The sequence below is a fragment of the Blastococcus jejuensis genome (genome assembly GCF_039534705.1).
Lineage (GTDB): Bacteria > Actinomycetota > Actinomycetes > Mycobacteriales > Geodermatophilaceae > Blastococcus_B > Blastococcus_B jejuensis.
Genome location: NZ_BAAAVV010000022.1, coordinates 1 through 16,143, shown reverse-complemented (window position 1 = coordinate 16,143; position 16,143 = coordinate 1). Strand labels below are relative to the sequence as shown.

The following is a 16,143-nucleotide window of genomic DNA, read 5'->3' as shown; positions in this document are numbered from 1 at the left end:
GGCAGGGGGTCCTTTCTCAGGCGTCACTGCCCCCGCGCAACGTGAACAACACCGACTCCAGCTCGTCGGGCTTGATGAGCACGTCGCGGGCCTTCGAGCCCTCGGACGGCCCGACGATGCCCCGGCTCTCCATCAGGTCCATGAGCCGGCCGGCCTTGGCGAAGCCGACCCGCAGCTTGCGCTGCAGCATCGACGTCGAGCCGAACTGGCTGGTGACGATCAGCTCGACCGCCTGCACGAGCAGGTCGAGGTCGCCGCCGATGTCCTCGTCGATCTCCTTCTTCTCGCCGCCACCGCCGGCCTGGAACACCTCCTCGCGGTACTCCGGCTCGGCCTGGCGCTTGGTGAACTCGACGACCGCCTCGATCTCGGTGTCGGACACGTAGGCGCCCTGCACGCGCATCGGCTTGCCGGCGCCGATCGGCAGGAACAGGGCGTCGCCCATGCCGATCAGCTTCTCCGCGCCCGGCTGGTCGAGGATGACCCGGCTGTCGGTGAGGCTGGACGTCGAGAAGGCCAGCCGCGAGGGCACGTTGGCCTTGATCAGGCCGGTGACGACGTCGACCGACGGCCGCTGCGTCGCCAGCACGAGGTGGATGCCCGCGGCACGCGCCTTCTGGGTGATGCGGACGATGTGGTCCTCGACGTCGCGCGGCGCCACCATCATCAGGTCGGCCAGCTCGTCGACGATCGTCAGGATGTAGGGGTAGGGGCGGTAGACGCGCTCGCTGCCGGGCGGTGCGGTGATCTCGCCCTTCTCGACCTTGCGGTTGAAGTCGTCGATGTGCCGGACGCCGGTCGCGCGCATGTCCTGGTAGCGCTGCTCCATCTCCTCGACCAGCCAGGCCAGCGCCGTGGCGGCCTTCTTCGGGTCGGTGATGATCGGCGTGATCAGGTGCGGGATGCCGTCGTACGGCGTCAGCTCGACCATCTTGGGGTCGATCAGGATCATCCGCAGCTGGTCGGGCGAGGCCCGCAGCAGGAGTGATGTCAGCACCGAGTTGATGCAGCTGGACTTACCGGCGCCGGTCGCACCGGCCACGAGCAGGTGCGGCATCTTCGCGAGGTTCGCGCAGACGAAGCCTCCCTCGATGTCCTTGCCGAGACCGACCAGCATCGGGTGCGCGTCGGCCTTGGCCGCGCCCGACCGGAGGACGTCGCCGAGGCTGACCGTCTCGCGGTCGGTGTTGGGCACCTCGATGCCGACGGCGGACTTGCCGGGGATCGGCGCCAGGATGCGGATGTTGTCGTTGGCCACGGCGTAGGCCAGGTTCCGGGTCAGCGCGGTGATCTTCTCGACCTTGACCGCCGGGCCGAGCTCCACCTCGTACCGGGTGACCGTCGGGCCACGGGTGAACCCGGTGACGGCGGCGTCGATGTTGAACTGCTCCAGGACGCCGGTGATCGCCTCGATCGCCACGTCGTTGGCCTTCGACCGGGCCCGCGGCGGGGTGCCCGGACGCAGGACGGTGAGCGAGGGCAGGACGTAGTTGCCCTGCACCGGCTGGATCTGCAGCTGCTGCGGCTCGTCGATCGGCGGCAGGTCCTCGGCCGGCATCGTGCGGTCGACGACCGGCGGCCGGAACGGCGCGCGGATGTCGGTGTGCTCGGGTTCGGTGGTGAGGGTGGCGTCGACGGCGCCGTCGAGTGCGCCGGTGTCGATGGGGCCGGTGGTGAGCAGGTCCTCGGAGAGGGACTTCCGGCGGCCGCGTCGTCCGCGGGGCTCCGACTCGTCCTCGTCGTCGTCCTCGTCGTCCTCGTAGTCCTCGTCGTCGTACTCGTCGCGGCCGAGCAGCCGGTCGGTGAACTCGCGCAGCCGCTCCGGGATCTGGTGCACCGGGGTGGCCGTGGTGACCAGCAGCCCGAAGAAGGCCAGCAGCGACAGGAGGACGACGGCGACGACCGTGCCGACGCCGGCGACGAGCGGGGTACCGACCGCCCAGCCGATGAGGCCACCCGAGCCGGGCAGCCCCGCCCGCGGGTCGGCCGAGGTGCCGACGACGTCGGCGATGCCGAGCACGGAGGCGACCATGCACAGCCAGCCGATCGCGAGCCGGCCGCGGGCCTCCGGCCGGGGGCCGCGGCGCAGCAGGCGCAGCGCGGCGAAGAACAGCACGACCGGCAGCACCATGACCAGCGAGCCGACGATCCAGGTGACGCCGCGGGCCAGCCCGGCACCCACGGGGCCGATGCCGTTGCTCCACGCCGCGGCGCCGAGCACGATCGCGAGGCCCAGCACGGCCAGGCCGACGCCGTCCCTGCGGTGCTCGGGGGCCAGCGGTTCGGCCTCGTCCGGGCGGGCGACCGAGCGGGCCAGGCCGCCGGCGCCGCGCGCCAGCAGGTTCCAGCTGCCGCTCACCACGCCCCAGAGCCCGGAGGAGTTCTTCTTCCGGGCGGCGGGACGGCGGTTGGTGGATCGCTTGGCGGGCGGCCGCTTCTTGCTCGCAGCCGTCGAGCCGGAGCGGGCTCGGGTCCGGGAGGACGCCGGCCGGCGCGTCGACGTGGTGCGGGCAGGCATGCGTCGGACGGTAATCGCCTTCGGGGCCGTCTCCGCGCAGGCGGACGGACGTGTCCCGCACGTCGGCCCGGCCGCATAACGTCACGCCCATGGATTCCCCGCTCCCCTTCGGTAGCTGGCCCACCCCGATCACCTCCGAGCTCGTGGTCCGCGCCGCGGCCCGGCTCGGTGAGGTCGCCGTCGACGGGGACGACGTCTGGTGGTCGGAATCGCGCCCGTCCGAGGGCGGCCGGACGGTGATCGTGCGGCGCTCGGCCGACGGCACGGTCACCGACGTCCTGCCTGCGCCGTGGAACGCGCGGACGCGGGTCCACGAGTACGGCGGCGGCGCCTGGACGGTGTCGGACGGGACGCTGTGGTTCACCGAGTTCACCGACCAGCGGCTGTACCGGCTGGACGCCGGGAGCGACACCCCCGTCGCGGTCACCCCGGAGCCCTCCGTGCCGGCCGGGGTCCGGCACGCCGACCTCCGCGTGCTGCCTGACGGGCTCCTGGCCGTCCGCGAGACCCATGCCGAGGGCGACCGGCCCGCCGACGTGGTCGACGAGATCGTCCGCCTCCGTGCCGACGGGCCGGAGGTGCTCGTCACCGGGCCCGACTTCGTCTCCGACCCGCGGCTGGCCCCCGACGGCGTGACGCTGTCCTGGCTGCAGTGGAACCACCCGGACATGCCCTGGGACGCAGCACAGCTCGTCGTCCGCGCCGCCGACGGCACGGAGCACGTGCTCGCCGGCGGTCCCGGGGAATCCGTCGTCCAGCCCGTCTGGGGTGAGGACCTCTCGCTGTGGTGGTGCAGCGACCGCACCGACTTCTGGTCGCTGTACCGGAAGCGGCCGCACGAGGAGCCCGAGCTCGTCGTCGACGTCGGCGGCGACATCACCGGTCCCCAGTGGGTGTTCGGGCAGAGCCGCTTCGCCCTGCTCGCGGACGGCCGGGTCGTCGTCGCCTACGGCCGCGCGGGCGCGGACCGGCTCGCCGTCCTCGACGCGGACGGGCGCGTGCGCGAGCTCGACGTGCCCTTCAGCGTCTTCCGCTACGTCACCGCGCAGGGGACGTCGGTGGTGTGCGTCGCCGGCAGCCCGTCGAGCGAGCCCGTCGTCCTCCGGGTCGACGTCGACAGCGGCGAGTCCGAGATCCTCCGCCCGGCTCGCGACCTCGGCCTGGATCCGGCGTGGTTCTCCCAGCCGGAGCACGTGACGTTCCCGACCGAGGACCGTGGCACGGGCATCGGCGTCGCGCACGCGCTGGTCTATCCGCCGACGAACCCCGACGCGTCCGCGCCCGACGGCGACCTGCCGCCGCTGATGGTGGTCGTCCACGGCGGACCGACGGCGAACGCGGTCCCGGTGCTCAACGTGGAGGTCCAGTACTGGACGTCGCGTGGGTTCTGCGTGGCCGACGTCGACTACCGCGGGTCGACCGGCTACGGCCGCCGCTACCGGGACTCGCTGCAGGGCCGCTGGGGGATCCTCGATCTCGACGACGTCGTGGCCTGCGCCCGCCACCTCGCCGACCACGGGCGGGTGGATCCCGCGCGCATGGCCATCCGCGGCGGCTCGGCCGGCGGCTACACGACTCTGGCGGCCCTCACGATGCGCCCCGGTGTCTTCACGGCCGGGGCCAGCCACTACGGCGTCGCCGACCTCGGGGCCCTGGCCGCGGAGACGCACAAGTTCGAGTCCCGCTACCTCGACGGTCTCGTGGCGCCCTACGACTCAGATGCAGGGCCCTCGGGCCGGGCGGTCTACGACGAGCGCTCCCCGATCAACCACGTCGACGCGCTCGACACCCCGCTGGCGGTGTTCCAGGGCGAGGAGGACGCGGTCGTGCCGCCGGACCAGGCCGAGGCGATCGTCGCCGCGCTCCGCGAGAAGGGCGTGCCGCACGCCTACCTGCTGTTCCCCGGCGAGCAGCACGGCTTCCGGAAGGCGGAGAACATCCGCGCGGCCCTCGACGGGGAGCTGTCCTTCTACGCCCAGGTCTGGGGCTTCGCACTGCCGGCGGACGAGGGCATCACGCCGATCGAGCTCCGTTAGTCCCCGAGGACCGTCGGCCTGACCGGGCGGTGTCGACGTCGGTCACCACGTCACCCGGGCGAACGCGCTCCCCGTCCGCTCGACGTAGTCGACGCGCACGCTGTGGACGCCGGCGGCGAGCGCACGGGTGGCCGTCGACGTCCCGGAGGAGCCCCACCGGTCGATGATCAGGACGCCGTCGAGCCAGACACGGATCCCGTCGTTGCTGGCCGCCGTGAACGTCCGGCTTCCGGCGGCGATCCAGAACGAGCCGGTCCAGCGCGCAGAGAAGTTGTCCGCCGTGACGCCCGGCGCAGCTCCGCTCCCCCAGTTCCGGTTCAACGGGGCAGCCTCGCAGCGGTTCACCGCCGCGGCGCCCGAGAGGGTGATGTTCCGGAAGTACTGCGCCCGGTACTGGCCGCGCGGGCAGGCGCTCAGCACGTAGGTCGCCGTGAAGGTGGCAGCGGTCGTGCCGACAGCGACGTTGTGCGAGGGGCCACCGCCGTCGGACCATCGGCTGAACGTGTAGGTCCGTCCTGACTGGACCTGCGTCGGGGGTGCCGACAGGCTCGCGCTCCCGCCGACGATGAAGGTGCCGGTCATCGGTGCCGCCCCGGTCTGGTTGCCCAGCGTCAGCTGCAGCCCGGCCGGCTGCGAGGCGACGGTGAGGCCGACGGTCCGTGGATCCAGGCGTCGGGTGACGACCGTCTGCTGGCCGTCGGAGTCGGTAGCGGTGAGCCTCAGCTCCAGGTGGGCCGGGTACTCGTGGTCCGGGGCCGACACGGACCCGGTGGCCCCCTCTACCCGGCCCAGCGGGTGGGGGTGGCACTGAGCAGGGCAGTGCTGGAGGACGACGTCCCACACCAGGCCGCTGGGCGGGATCGCGCCGTCCTGCGCGTCGGTGGCCGAACCCGAGAACGAGATCAGGTCACCCACGGCCCACGTCGTCCCACTGCCGGGCGTGTCGATCTGCGCCTGCGGAGCCGAGCCGTCCGCGGCCGCCCAGGCCAGCTGCGCGGAGGCGCCACCGGCGTTCTCGTACCACTCGACGCGCACCTGGTGGGCTCCGGCAGCGAGCGTGCGTTGCGCCGTGAATGTGGTCCTGGGCTGATCGCGCCACTGGTCGATCAGCAACACCCCGTCGAGCCAGACCCGGATGCCGTCGTCACTGACCGCGGTGAACAGGTACGGAGCGTCGCGCGGGAAGTCGAACGTCCCCGTCCATCGCGCCGAGAAGTTGTCCGCTCCCACTCCGGGCGGGGCGCCGGTGCCCCAGTCGTGGGTCAGCGGAGCTGTCTCGCAGGCAGTCGCCGTGGGCGAGCCCGCGAGCGTGCTGTTCGGGAAGTACTCGGCCCGGTACTGCTCGTTCGGGCAGACGATCGGCTGGGTGCCGGTGTAGACGATACGCCGGATCGAGCCGCCGATGAGGTCCGCGTAGAACAACTCCCCGGCCGGGGACAGCTGCAAGTGCACGGGGCCCGACGCCGACCAGACGAACGGCCGTATGCGCGTCGGGTCCGGCACGCCGCCGGGACCGGGCGGAGCCACCCACACGCAATTGCGGGAGTAGTCGGAGAAGAAGAGGGCGCCGTCGTACTCGCTGGGGTAGCTGCCACCGCCATAGAACTGGAAGGACATCCCCGAGATGGACGACCCGCGGGCAGTTGTGCAGATGTCCCCGCTCGCCGCTGGTTGCCCGTGCCGGTAGGTGTAGAAGGGCTTGGTGTCCGCGTTCCCGGCTGCGTAGAGGTTCTCGCAGATGCTCAGGTTGGCCGCGTCATAGGCGCCCTGCCGCCCGTTCCCCTCGTAGCAGGGCCAGCCGAAGTTGGTGACGCGCGCGGTCGGGTCGGCGATGCGATTGATCTCCTCCCAGGTGTTCCAGCCGACGTCGCCGAGCCAGATCTCGCCGGTACCTGGGCGCGTCGTGATCCGGAAGGGGTTTCGCAGCCCGTAGGCGACGATCCGCTGAGCATTCGCGTTCGTGGCACCCACGTTCGGGTTGTCCGGCAGCGCGGCGCCAGTGTCCGGCGAGACCCGGATGACGGTGCCGTCGAGCGTCACGGGATCAGCGGGAGTGCGGAGGTCCTGGGCCCGGAGAGCTCCGCCCTGGGCGGTGGGTGGCGTCATCGCGCCGCCGACGCCGCCCGGTGGATCGCCACATGGATTGCGCGGGTTGCCGTCCTGGCCGTAGTCGACCCAGTCGAAACTGGCGGCGTCGCCGGCCGAGACGTACAGGGCACCATCCGGACCGAACGCCAGGTCGCCGATGGTGTGGCTCGGGTACTGCTGGCACCAGTCGTGGATGAGGTCCTGCTTCGTGGTCGGCCCACCCCCCAGGGAGACGGTCAGCTTCACGAGCTTGGCGCTGGCGACGCAGCCGTCACTGGTCGCCCCGGGCGGGGAGGGACAGGGGTCGCTGTCCGTGGTGCCGGTTCCCCACCGCGGCGCCGAGCCACCGATCGGACCGTTGAACGTGTAGAGCGCGTACAGATAGGGCCGCACCGGGAACTGCGGGTCGACGGCGAGACCGAGCAGGCCACGGTCCCAGAGGTTGTAGACCTCCAGGCGCAGATCGGCGACCTGCCGCGGAACGGTGTCGGTGAGGCTGTCGAACATCTGGATCGTGCCGCGCTTCTCCGCGACGAACACCCGGCCGTCTGCGGAGAAGCGGACCGCCGTGGGCTGGACGAGACCGCTGAACGCCGTCACCTCGGTGAAACCGGTGGGCACGTCGGCGACCGCAGTCGCCGACGGCTGCAGCACCACGGCCGACGACGTGGCAAGAACCAGGGCGATCGCGGCCCCGAGGACGCGCAGACGGCCGGCAGCCCGAGGCGGACTGGACGGAGAAGCCATGGCGACCCCCGCACTGGGTCCTGGACCGCAGATGGCCAGGCCCGAAGGCGGACCCTAGCGTTTCGATCCCACCAGTGACAGGCGTACCGCCATCGTCCGCCGGGCCGCTCCTACACCTCGAGGACCGTCGGGATGATCATCGGGCGGCGGCGGTGGGTGTCGGACACCCACTTGCCGACCGTGCGGCGGATGAGCTGCGAGAGCCGGTGCGGATCCATCTCGTCGTCCTGGAGCGCCCGCTTCAGGTTGTCCTCGACCAGGTGCAGCACCTCGTCGAACGCGGCCGGGTCGTCGGAGAACCCGCGCGTCGAGAGGTGCACCGGGCGCACGATCGTCCTGGTCGACGGCTCGATCACCACGGTCAGGGCGACGAAGCCCTCGTCGCCGAGGATCCGCCGGGCCTGCAGCGACTCCTCGCCCACGTCGCCGACGTTGAGTCCGTCGACGTAGACGTCGCCGACCGGCACGCTGCCGACGATGGCCGCCTTGCCGTCGACGAGGTCGACGACGACGCCGTCCTCGGCGAGGAGCACTCGGTCGCGGGCCATGCCGGTCTCCTCGGCCAGCTGCGCGTGCGCCCGCAGGTGCCGCCACTCGCCGTGCACCGGCATCAGGTAGCGCGGCTTGGCCACGTTGAGAAGGGTGCGCAGCTCACCGGCCGGGGCGTGCCCGGACACGTGCACGCGGGCCGTCTCCTTGTGCACCACGGTCGCGCCCAGTCGGGCCAGGCCGTTGATGACCTTGTAGACGGCGGTCTCGTTGCCGGGCACCAGCGACGAGGCCAGGACGACGGTGTCGCCGGCCTCGATGGTGACCTGGTGGTGCTCCCCCCGCGCCATCCGTCCGAGCGCCGAGAGCGGCTCCCCCTGCGACCCGGTGGAGACGAGCACCACCTGGTCCGGCGGCATCGACGCCGCGTCGTCGAGCGACACCATCAGCCCGGGGGCGACCCGCAGCAGGCCGAGGTCCCGGGCCACGCCCATGTTGCGCACCATCGACCGCCCGACCAGCGCCACCTTGCGGCGGTGCTTCTCGGCGCAGTCGAGCACCTGCTGGATGCGGTGGACGTGGCTGGCGAAGCTGGACACGATCAGCCGCTGGGTGGCGCGGGCGAAGACGTCGTCGAGGACCGGACCGATGCTCCGCTCCGGCGTGACGAAGCCGGGCACCTCGGCGTTGGTCGAGTCCGACAGCAGCAGGTCGATGCCGCTCGCGCCGAGCCGGGCGAACGCGCCGAGGTCGGTGAGCACGCCGTCGAGCGGCAGCTGGTCCATCTTGAAGTCGCCGGTGTGCACCAGGACGCCGGCCGGGGTGTGCACGGCGACGGCGAGGGCGTCGGGGATCGAGTGGTTCACCGAGATGAACTCGCAGTGGAACGGCCCGGCGAGGTGGTCGTCGCCGGCGGCGACCTCGACCAGCGTCGGGTCGATGCGGTGCTCGCGCAGCTTGGCCGCGACCAGCGCCAGCGTGAACCGCGAGCCGACGAGCGGGATGTCCCCGCGCAGCCGCAGGAGATACGGGATGGCGCCGATGTGGTCCTCGTGGCCGTGGGTGAGCACGACCGCGGCGATGTCGTCGAGCCGGTGCTCGATCACGCCGAAGTCGGGGAGGATCAGGTCGACGCCGGGCTGCTCGGCCTCGGGGAAGAGCACCCCGCAGTCGATGACGAGCAGCGAGCCGGCGAACTCGAGGACGGCCATGTTGCGGCCGATCTCGCCGAGCCCGCCCAGGGCCATCACGCGCAGACCGCCCTCGGGCAGCGGTGGCGGCGTCTTCAGGTCCAGGTGCGGCTGCGTGACCTGTGAACTCACAGGCTGATCCCGCCGTCGACCAGGTCCTTGCGCAGCTGGGCCACCTGCTCGGGGGTGGCGTCGACCAGCGGCGGGCGCACGGGACCGGCCGGCAGGTGCAGCTCCCGCAGCGCCGCCTTCGTCAGGATGACGCCCTGGGTGCGGAAGATGCCGGTGTAGACCGGCAGCAGCCCGCGGTTGACCTCCCGCGCCCGGGCGAGGTCACCGGCCTCGACCGACGCGATCAGCTCGGCCAGCCGCGGCCCGACGAGGTGCCCGACGACGCTCACCACGCCGACGGCACCGACCGCCAGGAGCGGCAGGTTGAGCATGTCCTCGCCGGAGTAGTAGGCGAGGTCGGTGCGCGCGAGGGTCCAGGCGACGGCGCCCAGGTCGCCCTTGGCGTCCTTGACCGCCACGATTCGCGGGTGCTCGGCCGCCCGCACGAGCGTCTCGACCTCGATCGGGACGACGGTGCGCGGCGGGATGTCGTAGAGCATCACCGGCAGGTCGGTGGAATCGGCGACGGCGGTGAAGTGCCGCAGCAGGCCGGCCTGGGGCGGCTTGTTGTAGTACGGCGTCACGACGAGCAACCCGTGGACGCCGACGCGCTCGGCGTCGCGGGCCCGCTCGATGGAGTGCGCGGTGTCGTTGGTGCCCACCCCGGCGACGACGGTGGCGCGGTCACCCACGGCGTCGAGGACGGCCTCCAGCAGCGTGCGCTGCTCGGCGTCGCTGAGGGTCGGCGCCTCACCCGTCGTCCCAGCGATGACCAGCCCGTCGTGCGCGCACCGATCGACCAGATGGGCGGCCAGTTCCTGGGCGCCGGCGAGGTCGAGCGAGCCGTCCTCGGTGAACGGGGTGACCATCGCCGTGAGCACACGCCCGAACGGCCGGGCGGGGTCGGTGGTCATGGGATGAATCTACCCAGCGCGGCCGGAACTCCCCCGCTCGTACTCCGACACGGCGTACCGGAGCCCCGACGACGAGACCGACCAGCCCTCCTCCGGCGTTCGGGTCACCCGCCGCCACTCGGGACCGATCTCCGGCGCCCAGGTGTCGCCCGGCACCTCGATGTCGACGTCGGTGACCACCAGGCGGTCGGCGTGCGGGAGGAGGGCCGAGTAGACCGCTCCGCCGCCGATCACCCAGACCGGGCCGCGCCCGTCGAGCGCCTCCGCGGCCGACCCCGCCCGCCGCGCCCCCTCGGCCGACCAGCCGGGATCCGTCGTGAGGACGACGTTGGTCCGGCCGGGCAGGGGGCGGAACCGGTCGGGCAGCGATTCCCAGGTGCGCCGGCCCATGACGACGGTCGCTCCGGTCGTCCGGGCGCGGAACAGCTTCAGGTCCTCGGGCAGGTGCCACGGCAGCCCGCCGTCGGCCCCGATGACGCCACCGCGCGCCTGGGCCCAGATGAGCGCCACGCTGCCGTGGCCGGCTCGCGAGCTCGCCGGGCTGGTCACACCGCCACGGCCGCCCGGATCGCCGGGTGGTGCCGGTAGTCGCGCACGGTGAAGTGCTCGTAGGTGTAGTCGAACAGCGAGGGCGCCGGGGCGAGGTCCAGCGAGGGGAACGCGTACACCTCTCGGGAGAGCTGCTCGCGCACCTGGGCCATGTGGTTGCTGTAGATGTGGCAGTCACCGCCGACCCAGATGAAATCGCCGGGGGCCAGGCCGGCCTGGTCGGCCACCATGCGGGTCAGCAGCGCGTAGCTGGCGATGTTGAACGGGACGCCGAGGAACATGTCGGCGCTGCGCTGGTACAGCTGGCAGGAGAGCCGGCCGTCGGCGACGTAGAACTGGAAGAGGGCGTGGCAGGGCGCCAGGGCCATCTCCGGGATGGCCGCCACGTTCCAGGCCGAGACGATCATGCGGCGGGAGTCGGGGTCGGTGCGCAAGGTCGACAGGACGTTCGAGATCTGGTCGACGTGGTCGCCGCCGGGGGTCGGCCACGAGCGCCACTGCACGCCGTAGACCGGCCCGAGCTCGCCGTCGGCGGAGGCCCACTCGTCCCAGATGGTGACGCCGTGGTCGCGCAACCAGCCGACGTTGCTGTCGCCGCGGAGGAACCACAGCAGCTCGTAGGCGATCGACTTGAAGTGCACCGACTTCGTCGTCACCAGGGGGAACCGCTCGGAGAGGTCGTAGCGCAGGCGCTCCCCGAACAGGCTCACCGTGCCGGTACCGGTCCGGTCCTCCTTCGGCGTCCCCTGCTCCAGGATGCGTCGCAGGAGGTCCTCGTACTGGGTGTCGATCGGTGCGCCGTCCACGGAGCCGAGGGTACGGGCGGCCACCGACGGCTTCGAGCGCCGGATCCCAGCCGTCCCAGCCGTCCCGCAGCCCGTCAGGCCTCGTGCGCGTACGGGCTGGCCGCGACTTCCGTGCCGTCGGCCAGCGCGCTGATCCGGAAGTCGTCGAAGACGTGGCCGGCGACCTGCCGCAGCTCCCGCAGGCAGGCGACGGCGAGCTCGCGGATCTCGACGTCGGCGTGCTCGCTGGCCCGCATGGCGATGAAGTGCCGCCAGGCGCGGTAGTTGCCGGTGACGACGACGCGGGTCTCGAGCGCGACGGGCAGGACCGACCGGGCGGCCTGGAGCGCCTGGCGACGGCGCAGGGTCGCGTTCGGGACGTCGGCGATGCGCTCCTGCAGTCCCGCGACCAGCTCGGCGTACGCCGCGAGGGCGGCGTCGGTCGCGGCGAGGAAGCGCTCGTGCAGCTCCGGGTCCTCGGCGATGACCTCGGGCTCGACGACGGCCGCGTCGCGGTCGGGCAGGTAGCGCGGCGAGAGCTGGCTGAAGGACAGGTGGCGGTGCCGCACCAGTTCGTGGACGACGGACCGCGAGACGCCCGACAGGTACATCGTCACGGTGGCGTGCTCGAGGACGGCGAGATGCCCCACCTCCAGGATGTGCCGGAGGTAGCCCTCGTTGGTGGCGGTGGCCGGGTGGGGCTTGTCCCAGGACTCGTAGCAGGCCCGGCCCGCGAACTCGGCGAGCGCCTGACCCCCGTCGACGTCGGTCTCCCAGGGCACGTCGGCCGGCGGGGTGAACGCGGTCTGGGCGATGACCTGGACCCGGAGCGGCGCGATCGGAGGCACGGGCCCGAGACTACGGCGGCGCCCTGCCGCGACCGGCGAGGTCAGCCCGCGACGCGGACGCCACCGACCGCGTGGGCCAGGGCACGAGCGAGATCCCCCCGCTCGCCGACGACGACGTCGTCCAGCTCGAGCCAGTCGGCCATCAGGCGCAGCTCGTCGGCGAGGGCGTCGCCGACGAGGGCGTGATCGGACCCGGGCTCGGCGTGCGCCGCCTGTACGCGCAGGACGCCGGACTGCCGGTCGGCCTTGAGGTCGACCCTGGCCACCAGCTGGTCGCCGAGCAGGAACGGCAGGACGTAGTAGCCGTGCACCCGCTTGACCGCCGGCGTGTAGATCTCCAGCCGGTAGCGGAAGCCGAAGATCCGCTCGACGCGGGGGCGCTCCCAGACCAGCGAGTCGAAGGGGCTCAGCAGCGCCCGTGCCCGGATGCGGCGGGGCCGGCGGGCAGCCGGGTCGAGCCAGGCGGGCGCACCCCACCCGACGACCTCGACCGGCTGCAGCTCACCGGCCTCGGCCAGCTCGGCGATGGCGGTGCGGGCGTCGCCCGGGGCGAGCCGGAAGTAGTCGCGCAGGTCCCGCTCGGTCGCGACGCCCAGCGCGCGCGCCGCCGTCCGGACCAGCTCGCGCATCGCTTCGGGCCGGTCCGGTGTCGGCGCCTGCGCGACGGCAGCCGGCAGGACGCGTTCGGTCAGGTCGTACACCCGCTCGAACTGCGCCGTCCGGGCCCGGGCGGTGAGGGCGCCGGTGAAGAACAGGTACTCGAGCGCGGCCTTGCCGGCGTGCCAGTTCCACATGCTGCCGGGCCGGTTGGGCCGGGCCTCGTCGAGCTGGGCCGCCCGGATCGGGCCCTCCTCGCGGACCCGCTGCAGCAGTGCGGCCACGTACTCGGGCCGCTCCCGCTGCACCCGCACGATCGAGCCCCACGCCTCGCGGTCGGCCGCGTCCATGCGCCACCGCAGGTGCGGGTGCAGCCGGGCGGGGAGGAAGGACGCCTCGTGCGCCCAGTACTCGACGAGGTCGTGCCGCCGGTTCGACAGCGCGTCCAGCGCAGCGCGCGGATAGGGCCCCAGCCGGCTGAAGAAGGGGAGGTAGTGCGACCGGGAGAGGACGTTGACCGAGTCGATCTGGACGACGCCCAGCCGCTCGGCCACCCGGCGCAGCTGCCGGGTGCCCACGGCGACGGACGGCCGCGGCTCGCCGAACCCCTGGGCGGCGAGCGCGATGCGCCGCGCCAGGGCGGCCGGCAGCCGCTCGAGTTCGGGAGCTCCCACGCCCGTGATCCTGCCTGGCGGGTACGACAGCCCGCCGTCCGAGGCGCTACGCGGGCTCGAGCGGACACGCCCCCTCGTCGGTCGCCGGCACGGTGCGCCGACGGCCACGTGACTCCGTCGTGATCACCAGCGCCACGGCCGCGATGATGACCGTCCCCCCGACGACCACGTTGACCGTCAGCGGCTCCTGCAGGAACAGCGCTCCCAGGGCGACGGCCACGGCCGGGTTGACGTAGGCGTAGGTGGTGACCAGCGAGAGGGGTGCGCGGGCGAGCAGCCAGACGTACGCGCTGTAGGCGACCGCGCTGCCCACCAGCACCAGGTAGACGAAGGCGATCCAGGCCGACGGAGCCGCGGCGGCGACGTCGAGCCGCCCCCACTCCCCGCCGAGGGTCCCGAGCAGCACCATCGCGGAGCCGCCGACGGCCATCTCGAGGACCGTGGTGACGAACGGGTCGGGGGGCAGCGGACGGCGGGTGGACAGCACCGTGCCACACGCCCACAGCACCGAGGACAGGCAGACCAGCAGCAGCGGGAACAGCTCGCTCGAACCGCTCAGCCCGGGCAGCAGCAGGATCGCCACCCCAGCCAGACCGATGAGGAGGCCGGCCATCGTGGCCGCTGACGGGCGGTCCCGGAGGACGGCACGCAGCAGGACCACCCACAGCGGCGTGCCGGCGATCAGCAGTGCGGCCAGCCCGGAGTCGACGTCCTGCTCGGCGACGGCGACCAGGCCGTTGCCCCCGACCAGGAGGAAGAGCCCGCACACGGCGGCCGTTCCCGCCTGCTGCCACGAGATGCGGAAGACGGCCCGCCCGCGCATCGCCAGCACGGCGGAGACGATCACGATGGCGGCCAGCAGGAACCGCGAGCCCATGGCGAGGAACGGCGGCAGGCTCGTGACGGTGTACTTGATCGCGAGATACGTCGAGCCCCAGACGAGGTACACGGTGACGAGGGCGGCCAGGACGGCGGCGGTGACCGGGTGCTCGCCCGCGCGGACCGGCGGGCGGTGCGGCTTCGACGTGGTCACTCGCTGATTGGAGCACCCTCGGTGGAGCGACCGGCACGAGGATCGGCGCCCCACCTACGCTGCCCGGGTGGACCCTGCTGCACCGTTCCCCCGCCTGTCCGGGACGGCCGACGCATCGGTGCGGCCGGCCCGGCCGGCCGACGCCCCCGAGATCGCCCACGTCCAGGCCGTCACCTGGCGGACGGCCTACCGGGCCGTGCTCCCGCTCGAGGTGCTCGACCAGTGGGACGAGGCCGTCGCCACGTCGGCCTGGCACGCGGCGGTGACGTCTCCGCCCACACCCGGGCACGGCGTCCTGGTGGCCCTCGAACGGCAGACCGTCGTCGGCTTCGCTGCCTACGGCCCGGCGGAGCTCACCGAGGGCGAGCAGCCACATCCGGGCGGGCCGAGCACCGAGTTGACCACCCTCCTGGTCGAGCCCCGGTGGGGCCGGCGCGGGCACGGCAGCAGGCTGCTCTCCGCGGTCGCCGACCTGGCCCGCGGCTCGGGTGCCGCCCGCCTGCAGACATGGCTCCTGGAGCCCGACTCGGTGTCGGCCGGGTTCTTCGAGTCGGCCGGGTGGGAACCCGACGGATGGGCCCGCACGCTCGACACCGGTGCCGCGCCCCTGCGCGAGCTGCGCTGGCACGCCCTGCTCGACGACGACGGCACGGGAGGCCCCGCGTGAGCTTCGACGGATTCCCCGACGAGGGTCTGGTCTTCTACGAGGGCCTGGAAGCCGACAACAGCAAGACCTACTGGACGCAGCACAAGAGCTCCTACGAAAGCCACGTGCGGGGGCCACTCCAGGCGATGCTCGACGAACTGGCCGCGGAATTCGGCGTCGCCAAGGTGTTCCGCCCCTACCGTGACGTCCGGTTCAGTCACGACAAGACCCCGTACAAGACGCACCAGGGGGCGGTGATCACGCCCGAGGGCCGGGGGTGCGGCTCCTGGTACGTGCAGATCTCGGCGGACGGACTGCGGGTCTCGGGCGGCTGCTGGCGGCTCGAGTCCGACCAGGTCAGCCGGTACCGGCGGGCCGTCGCCGATTCGGTCCAGGGCCCGCGGCTCGACGAGGAGGTCACGCGACTGGCAGCCGCCGGCTACGCCATCGAGGGCGAGCGGCTGACCCGCGTGCCCGCCGGCTACTCGGCCGACGACGAGCGCGTGGACCTGCTGCGGCACAAGTCGCTGCACGCAACCCGGACGTGGGAGCCGGCGGACTGGCTGCACACCCGCCGGGCACTGGACGAGGTCCGAACCGCGTGGCGAGAGATGCGCACGCTCAACGCCTGGCTGGCCGACAACGTCGGCGCGACGACGAAGGAGCCCCGCCGCCGCTGACGCCGTCCCCTCCCCGCTTTCGGTACCGAAAGCTGCGCGGGGAACCGGAGCTTTCGGTACCGAAAGCGTGGGGGAATGGCGAAAGGGCCCCAGCACGGATGCTGGGGCCCTTTCGGTAATGGTTGTCCGGCGGCGTCCTACTCTCCCACCCCGTCTCCAGGGCAGTACCATCGGCGCTGAGAGGCTTAGCTTCCGGGTTCGGAATGTTGCCGGGCGTTTCCCTCTCGCCATGGCCGCC

At 72.6% G+C, this 16,143-nt stretch carries 12 protein-coding genes and 1 rRNA gene; 3 read left to right on the top strand and 10 right to left on the bottom strand.

Going from position 1 to position 16,143, the window contains the following annotated elements; all coding sequences use genetic code 11:
* Positions 1 to 16: 16 nt before the first annotated feature.
* Positions 17 to 2,518 (bottom strand): FtsK/SpoIIIE family DNA translocase, encoded by a 2,502-nt coding sequence (locus ABD644_RS22360; protein ID WP_344691522.1) that lies wholly within the window; start codon positions 2,516 to 2,518, stop codon positions 17 to 19.
* An 89-nt stretch (positions 2,519 to 2,607) separates the two neighbouring features.
* Between ABD644_RS22360 and ABD644_RS22355 the strand changes: the two genes are divergently transcribed.
* Positions 2,608 to 4,554, top strand: a complete 1,947-nt coding sequence (locus tag ABD644_RS22355; RefSeq protein WP_344691520.1) for a prolyl oligopeptidase family serine peptidase — start codon at positions 2,608 to 2,610, stop codon at positions 4,552 to 4,554.
* Between the two features lie 42 nt (positions 4,555 to 4,596).
* Here ABD644_RS22355 and ABD644_RS22350 read toward each other — a convergent pair whose 3' ends face one another.
* The 8 genes from ABD644_RS22350 to ABD644_RS22315 form a co-directional block, all read right to left on the bottom strand.
* Entirely contained in the window at positions 4,597 to 7,299 is a 2,703-nt protein-coding gene (locus tag ABD644_RS22350) for a PA14 domain-containing protein (protein WP_344691518.1), read from the bottom strand.
* A 200-nt stretch (positions 7,300 to 7,499) separates the two neighbouring features.
* A complete protein-coding gene (locus ABD644_RS22345; protein ID WP_344691517.1) occupies positions 7,500 to 9,200 on the bottom strand; it encodes a ribonuclease J in 1,701 nt (566 codons plus the stop codon).
* Entirely contained in the window at positions 9,197 to 10,093 is an 897-nt protein-coding gene (dapA, locus tag ABD644_RS22340; RefSeq protein WP_344691515.1) for a 4-hydroxy-tetrahydrodipicolinate synthase, read from the bottom strand. Before dapA ends, ABD644_RS22345 begins: the two co-directional genes overlap by 4 nt.
* A gap of 9 nt (positions 10,094 to 10,102) precedes the next feature.
* Positions 10,103 to 10,642, bottom strand: coding sequence for a dihydrofolate reductase (locus tag ABD644_RS22335; RefSeq protein WP_344691513.1), 540 nt, complete (start codon positions 10,640 to 10,642; stop codon positions 10,103 to 10,105).
* Positions 10,639 to 11,448: a thymidylate synthase gene (locus ABD644_RS22330; protein ID WP_344691511.1), complete on the bottom strand. Its 810-nt coding sequence runs from the start codon at positions 11,446 to 11,448 to the stop codon at positions 10,639 to 10,641. The genes ABD644_RS22335 and ABD644_RS22330 overlap by 4 nt, the downstream gene beginning before the upstream one ends.
* 74 nt (positions 11,449 to 11,522) lie before the next feature.
* On the bottom strand, positions 11,523 to 12,275 hold the full coding sequence (gene thyX, locus ABD644_RS22325; RefSeq protein WP_344691509.1) for an FAD-dependent thymidylate synthase: 753 nt from the start codon (positions 12,273 to 12,275) through the stop codon (positions 11,523 to 11,525).
* A gap of 41 nt (positions 12,276 to 12,316) precedes the next feature.
* Positions 12,317 to 13,546 (bottom strand): winged helix-turn-helix domain-containing protein, encoded by a 1,230-nt coding sequence (locus ABD644_RS22320; protein ID WP_344691507.1) that lies wholly within the window; start codon positions 13,544 to 13,546, stop codon positions 12,317 to 12,319.
* A gap of 46 nt (positions 13,547 to 13,592) precedes the next feature.
* Positions 13,593 to 14,579, bottom strand: coding sequence for an EamA family transporter (locus ABD644_RS22315; RefSeq protein WP_344691505.1), 987 nt, complete (start codon positions 14,577 to 14,579; stop codon positions 13,593 to 13,595).
* Between the two features lie 67 nt (positions 14,580 to 14,646).
* On the opposite strand from ABD644_RS22315, the gene ABD644_RS22310 reads away from it, so the two are divergent.
* On the top strand, positions 14,647 to 15,246 hold the full coding sequence (locus ABD644_RS22310) for a GNAT family N-acetyltransferase (RefSeq protein ID WP_344691503.1): 600 nt from the start codon (positions 14,647 to 14,649) through the stop codon (positions 15,244 to 15,246).
* Positions 15,243 to 15,905, top strand: coding sequence for a DUF2461 domain-containing protein (locus ABD644_RS22305; protein WP_344691501.1), 663 nt, complete (start codon positions 15,243 to 15,245; stop codon positions 15,903 to 15,905). Before ABD644_RS22310 ends, ABD644_RS22305 begins: the two co-directional genes overlap by 4 nt.
* 124 nt (positions 15,906 to 16,029) lie before the next feature.
* Here the strand turns inward: ABD644_RS22305 and rrf are convergent.
* Positions 16,030 to 16,143, bottom strand: a 5S ribosomal RNA gene (gene rrf, locus ABD644_RS22300); the annotation flags it as partial.

Bases quoted from the DNA above. Each gene is read 5' to 3' on its own strand.
- ABD644_RS22360 (WP_344691522.1), bottom strand. From the start codon at position 2,518: ATGCCTGCCCGCACCACGTCGACGCGCCGGCCGGCGTCCTCCCGGACC.
- ABD644_RS22355 (WP_344691520.1), top strand. From the start codon at position 2,608: ATGGATTCCCCGCTCCCCTTCGGTAGCTGGCCCACCCCGATCACCTCC.
- dapA (WP_344691515.1), bottom strand. From the start codon at position 10,093: ATGACCACCGACCCCGCCCGGCCGTTCGGGCGTGTGCTCACGGCGATG.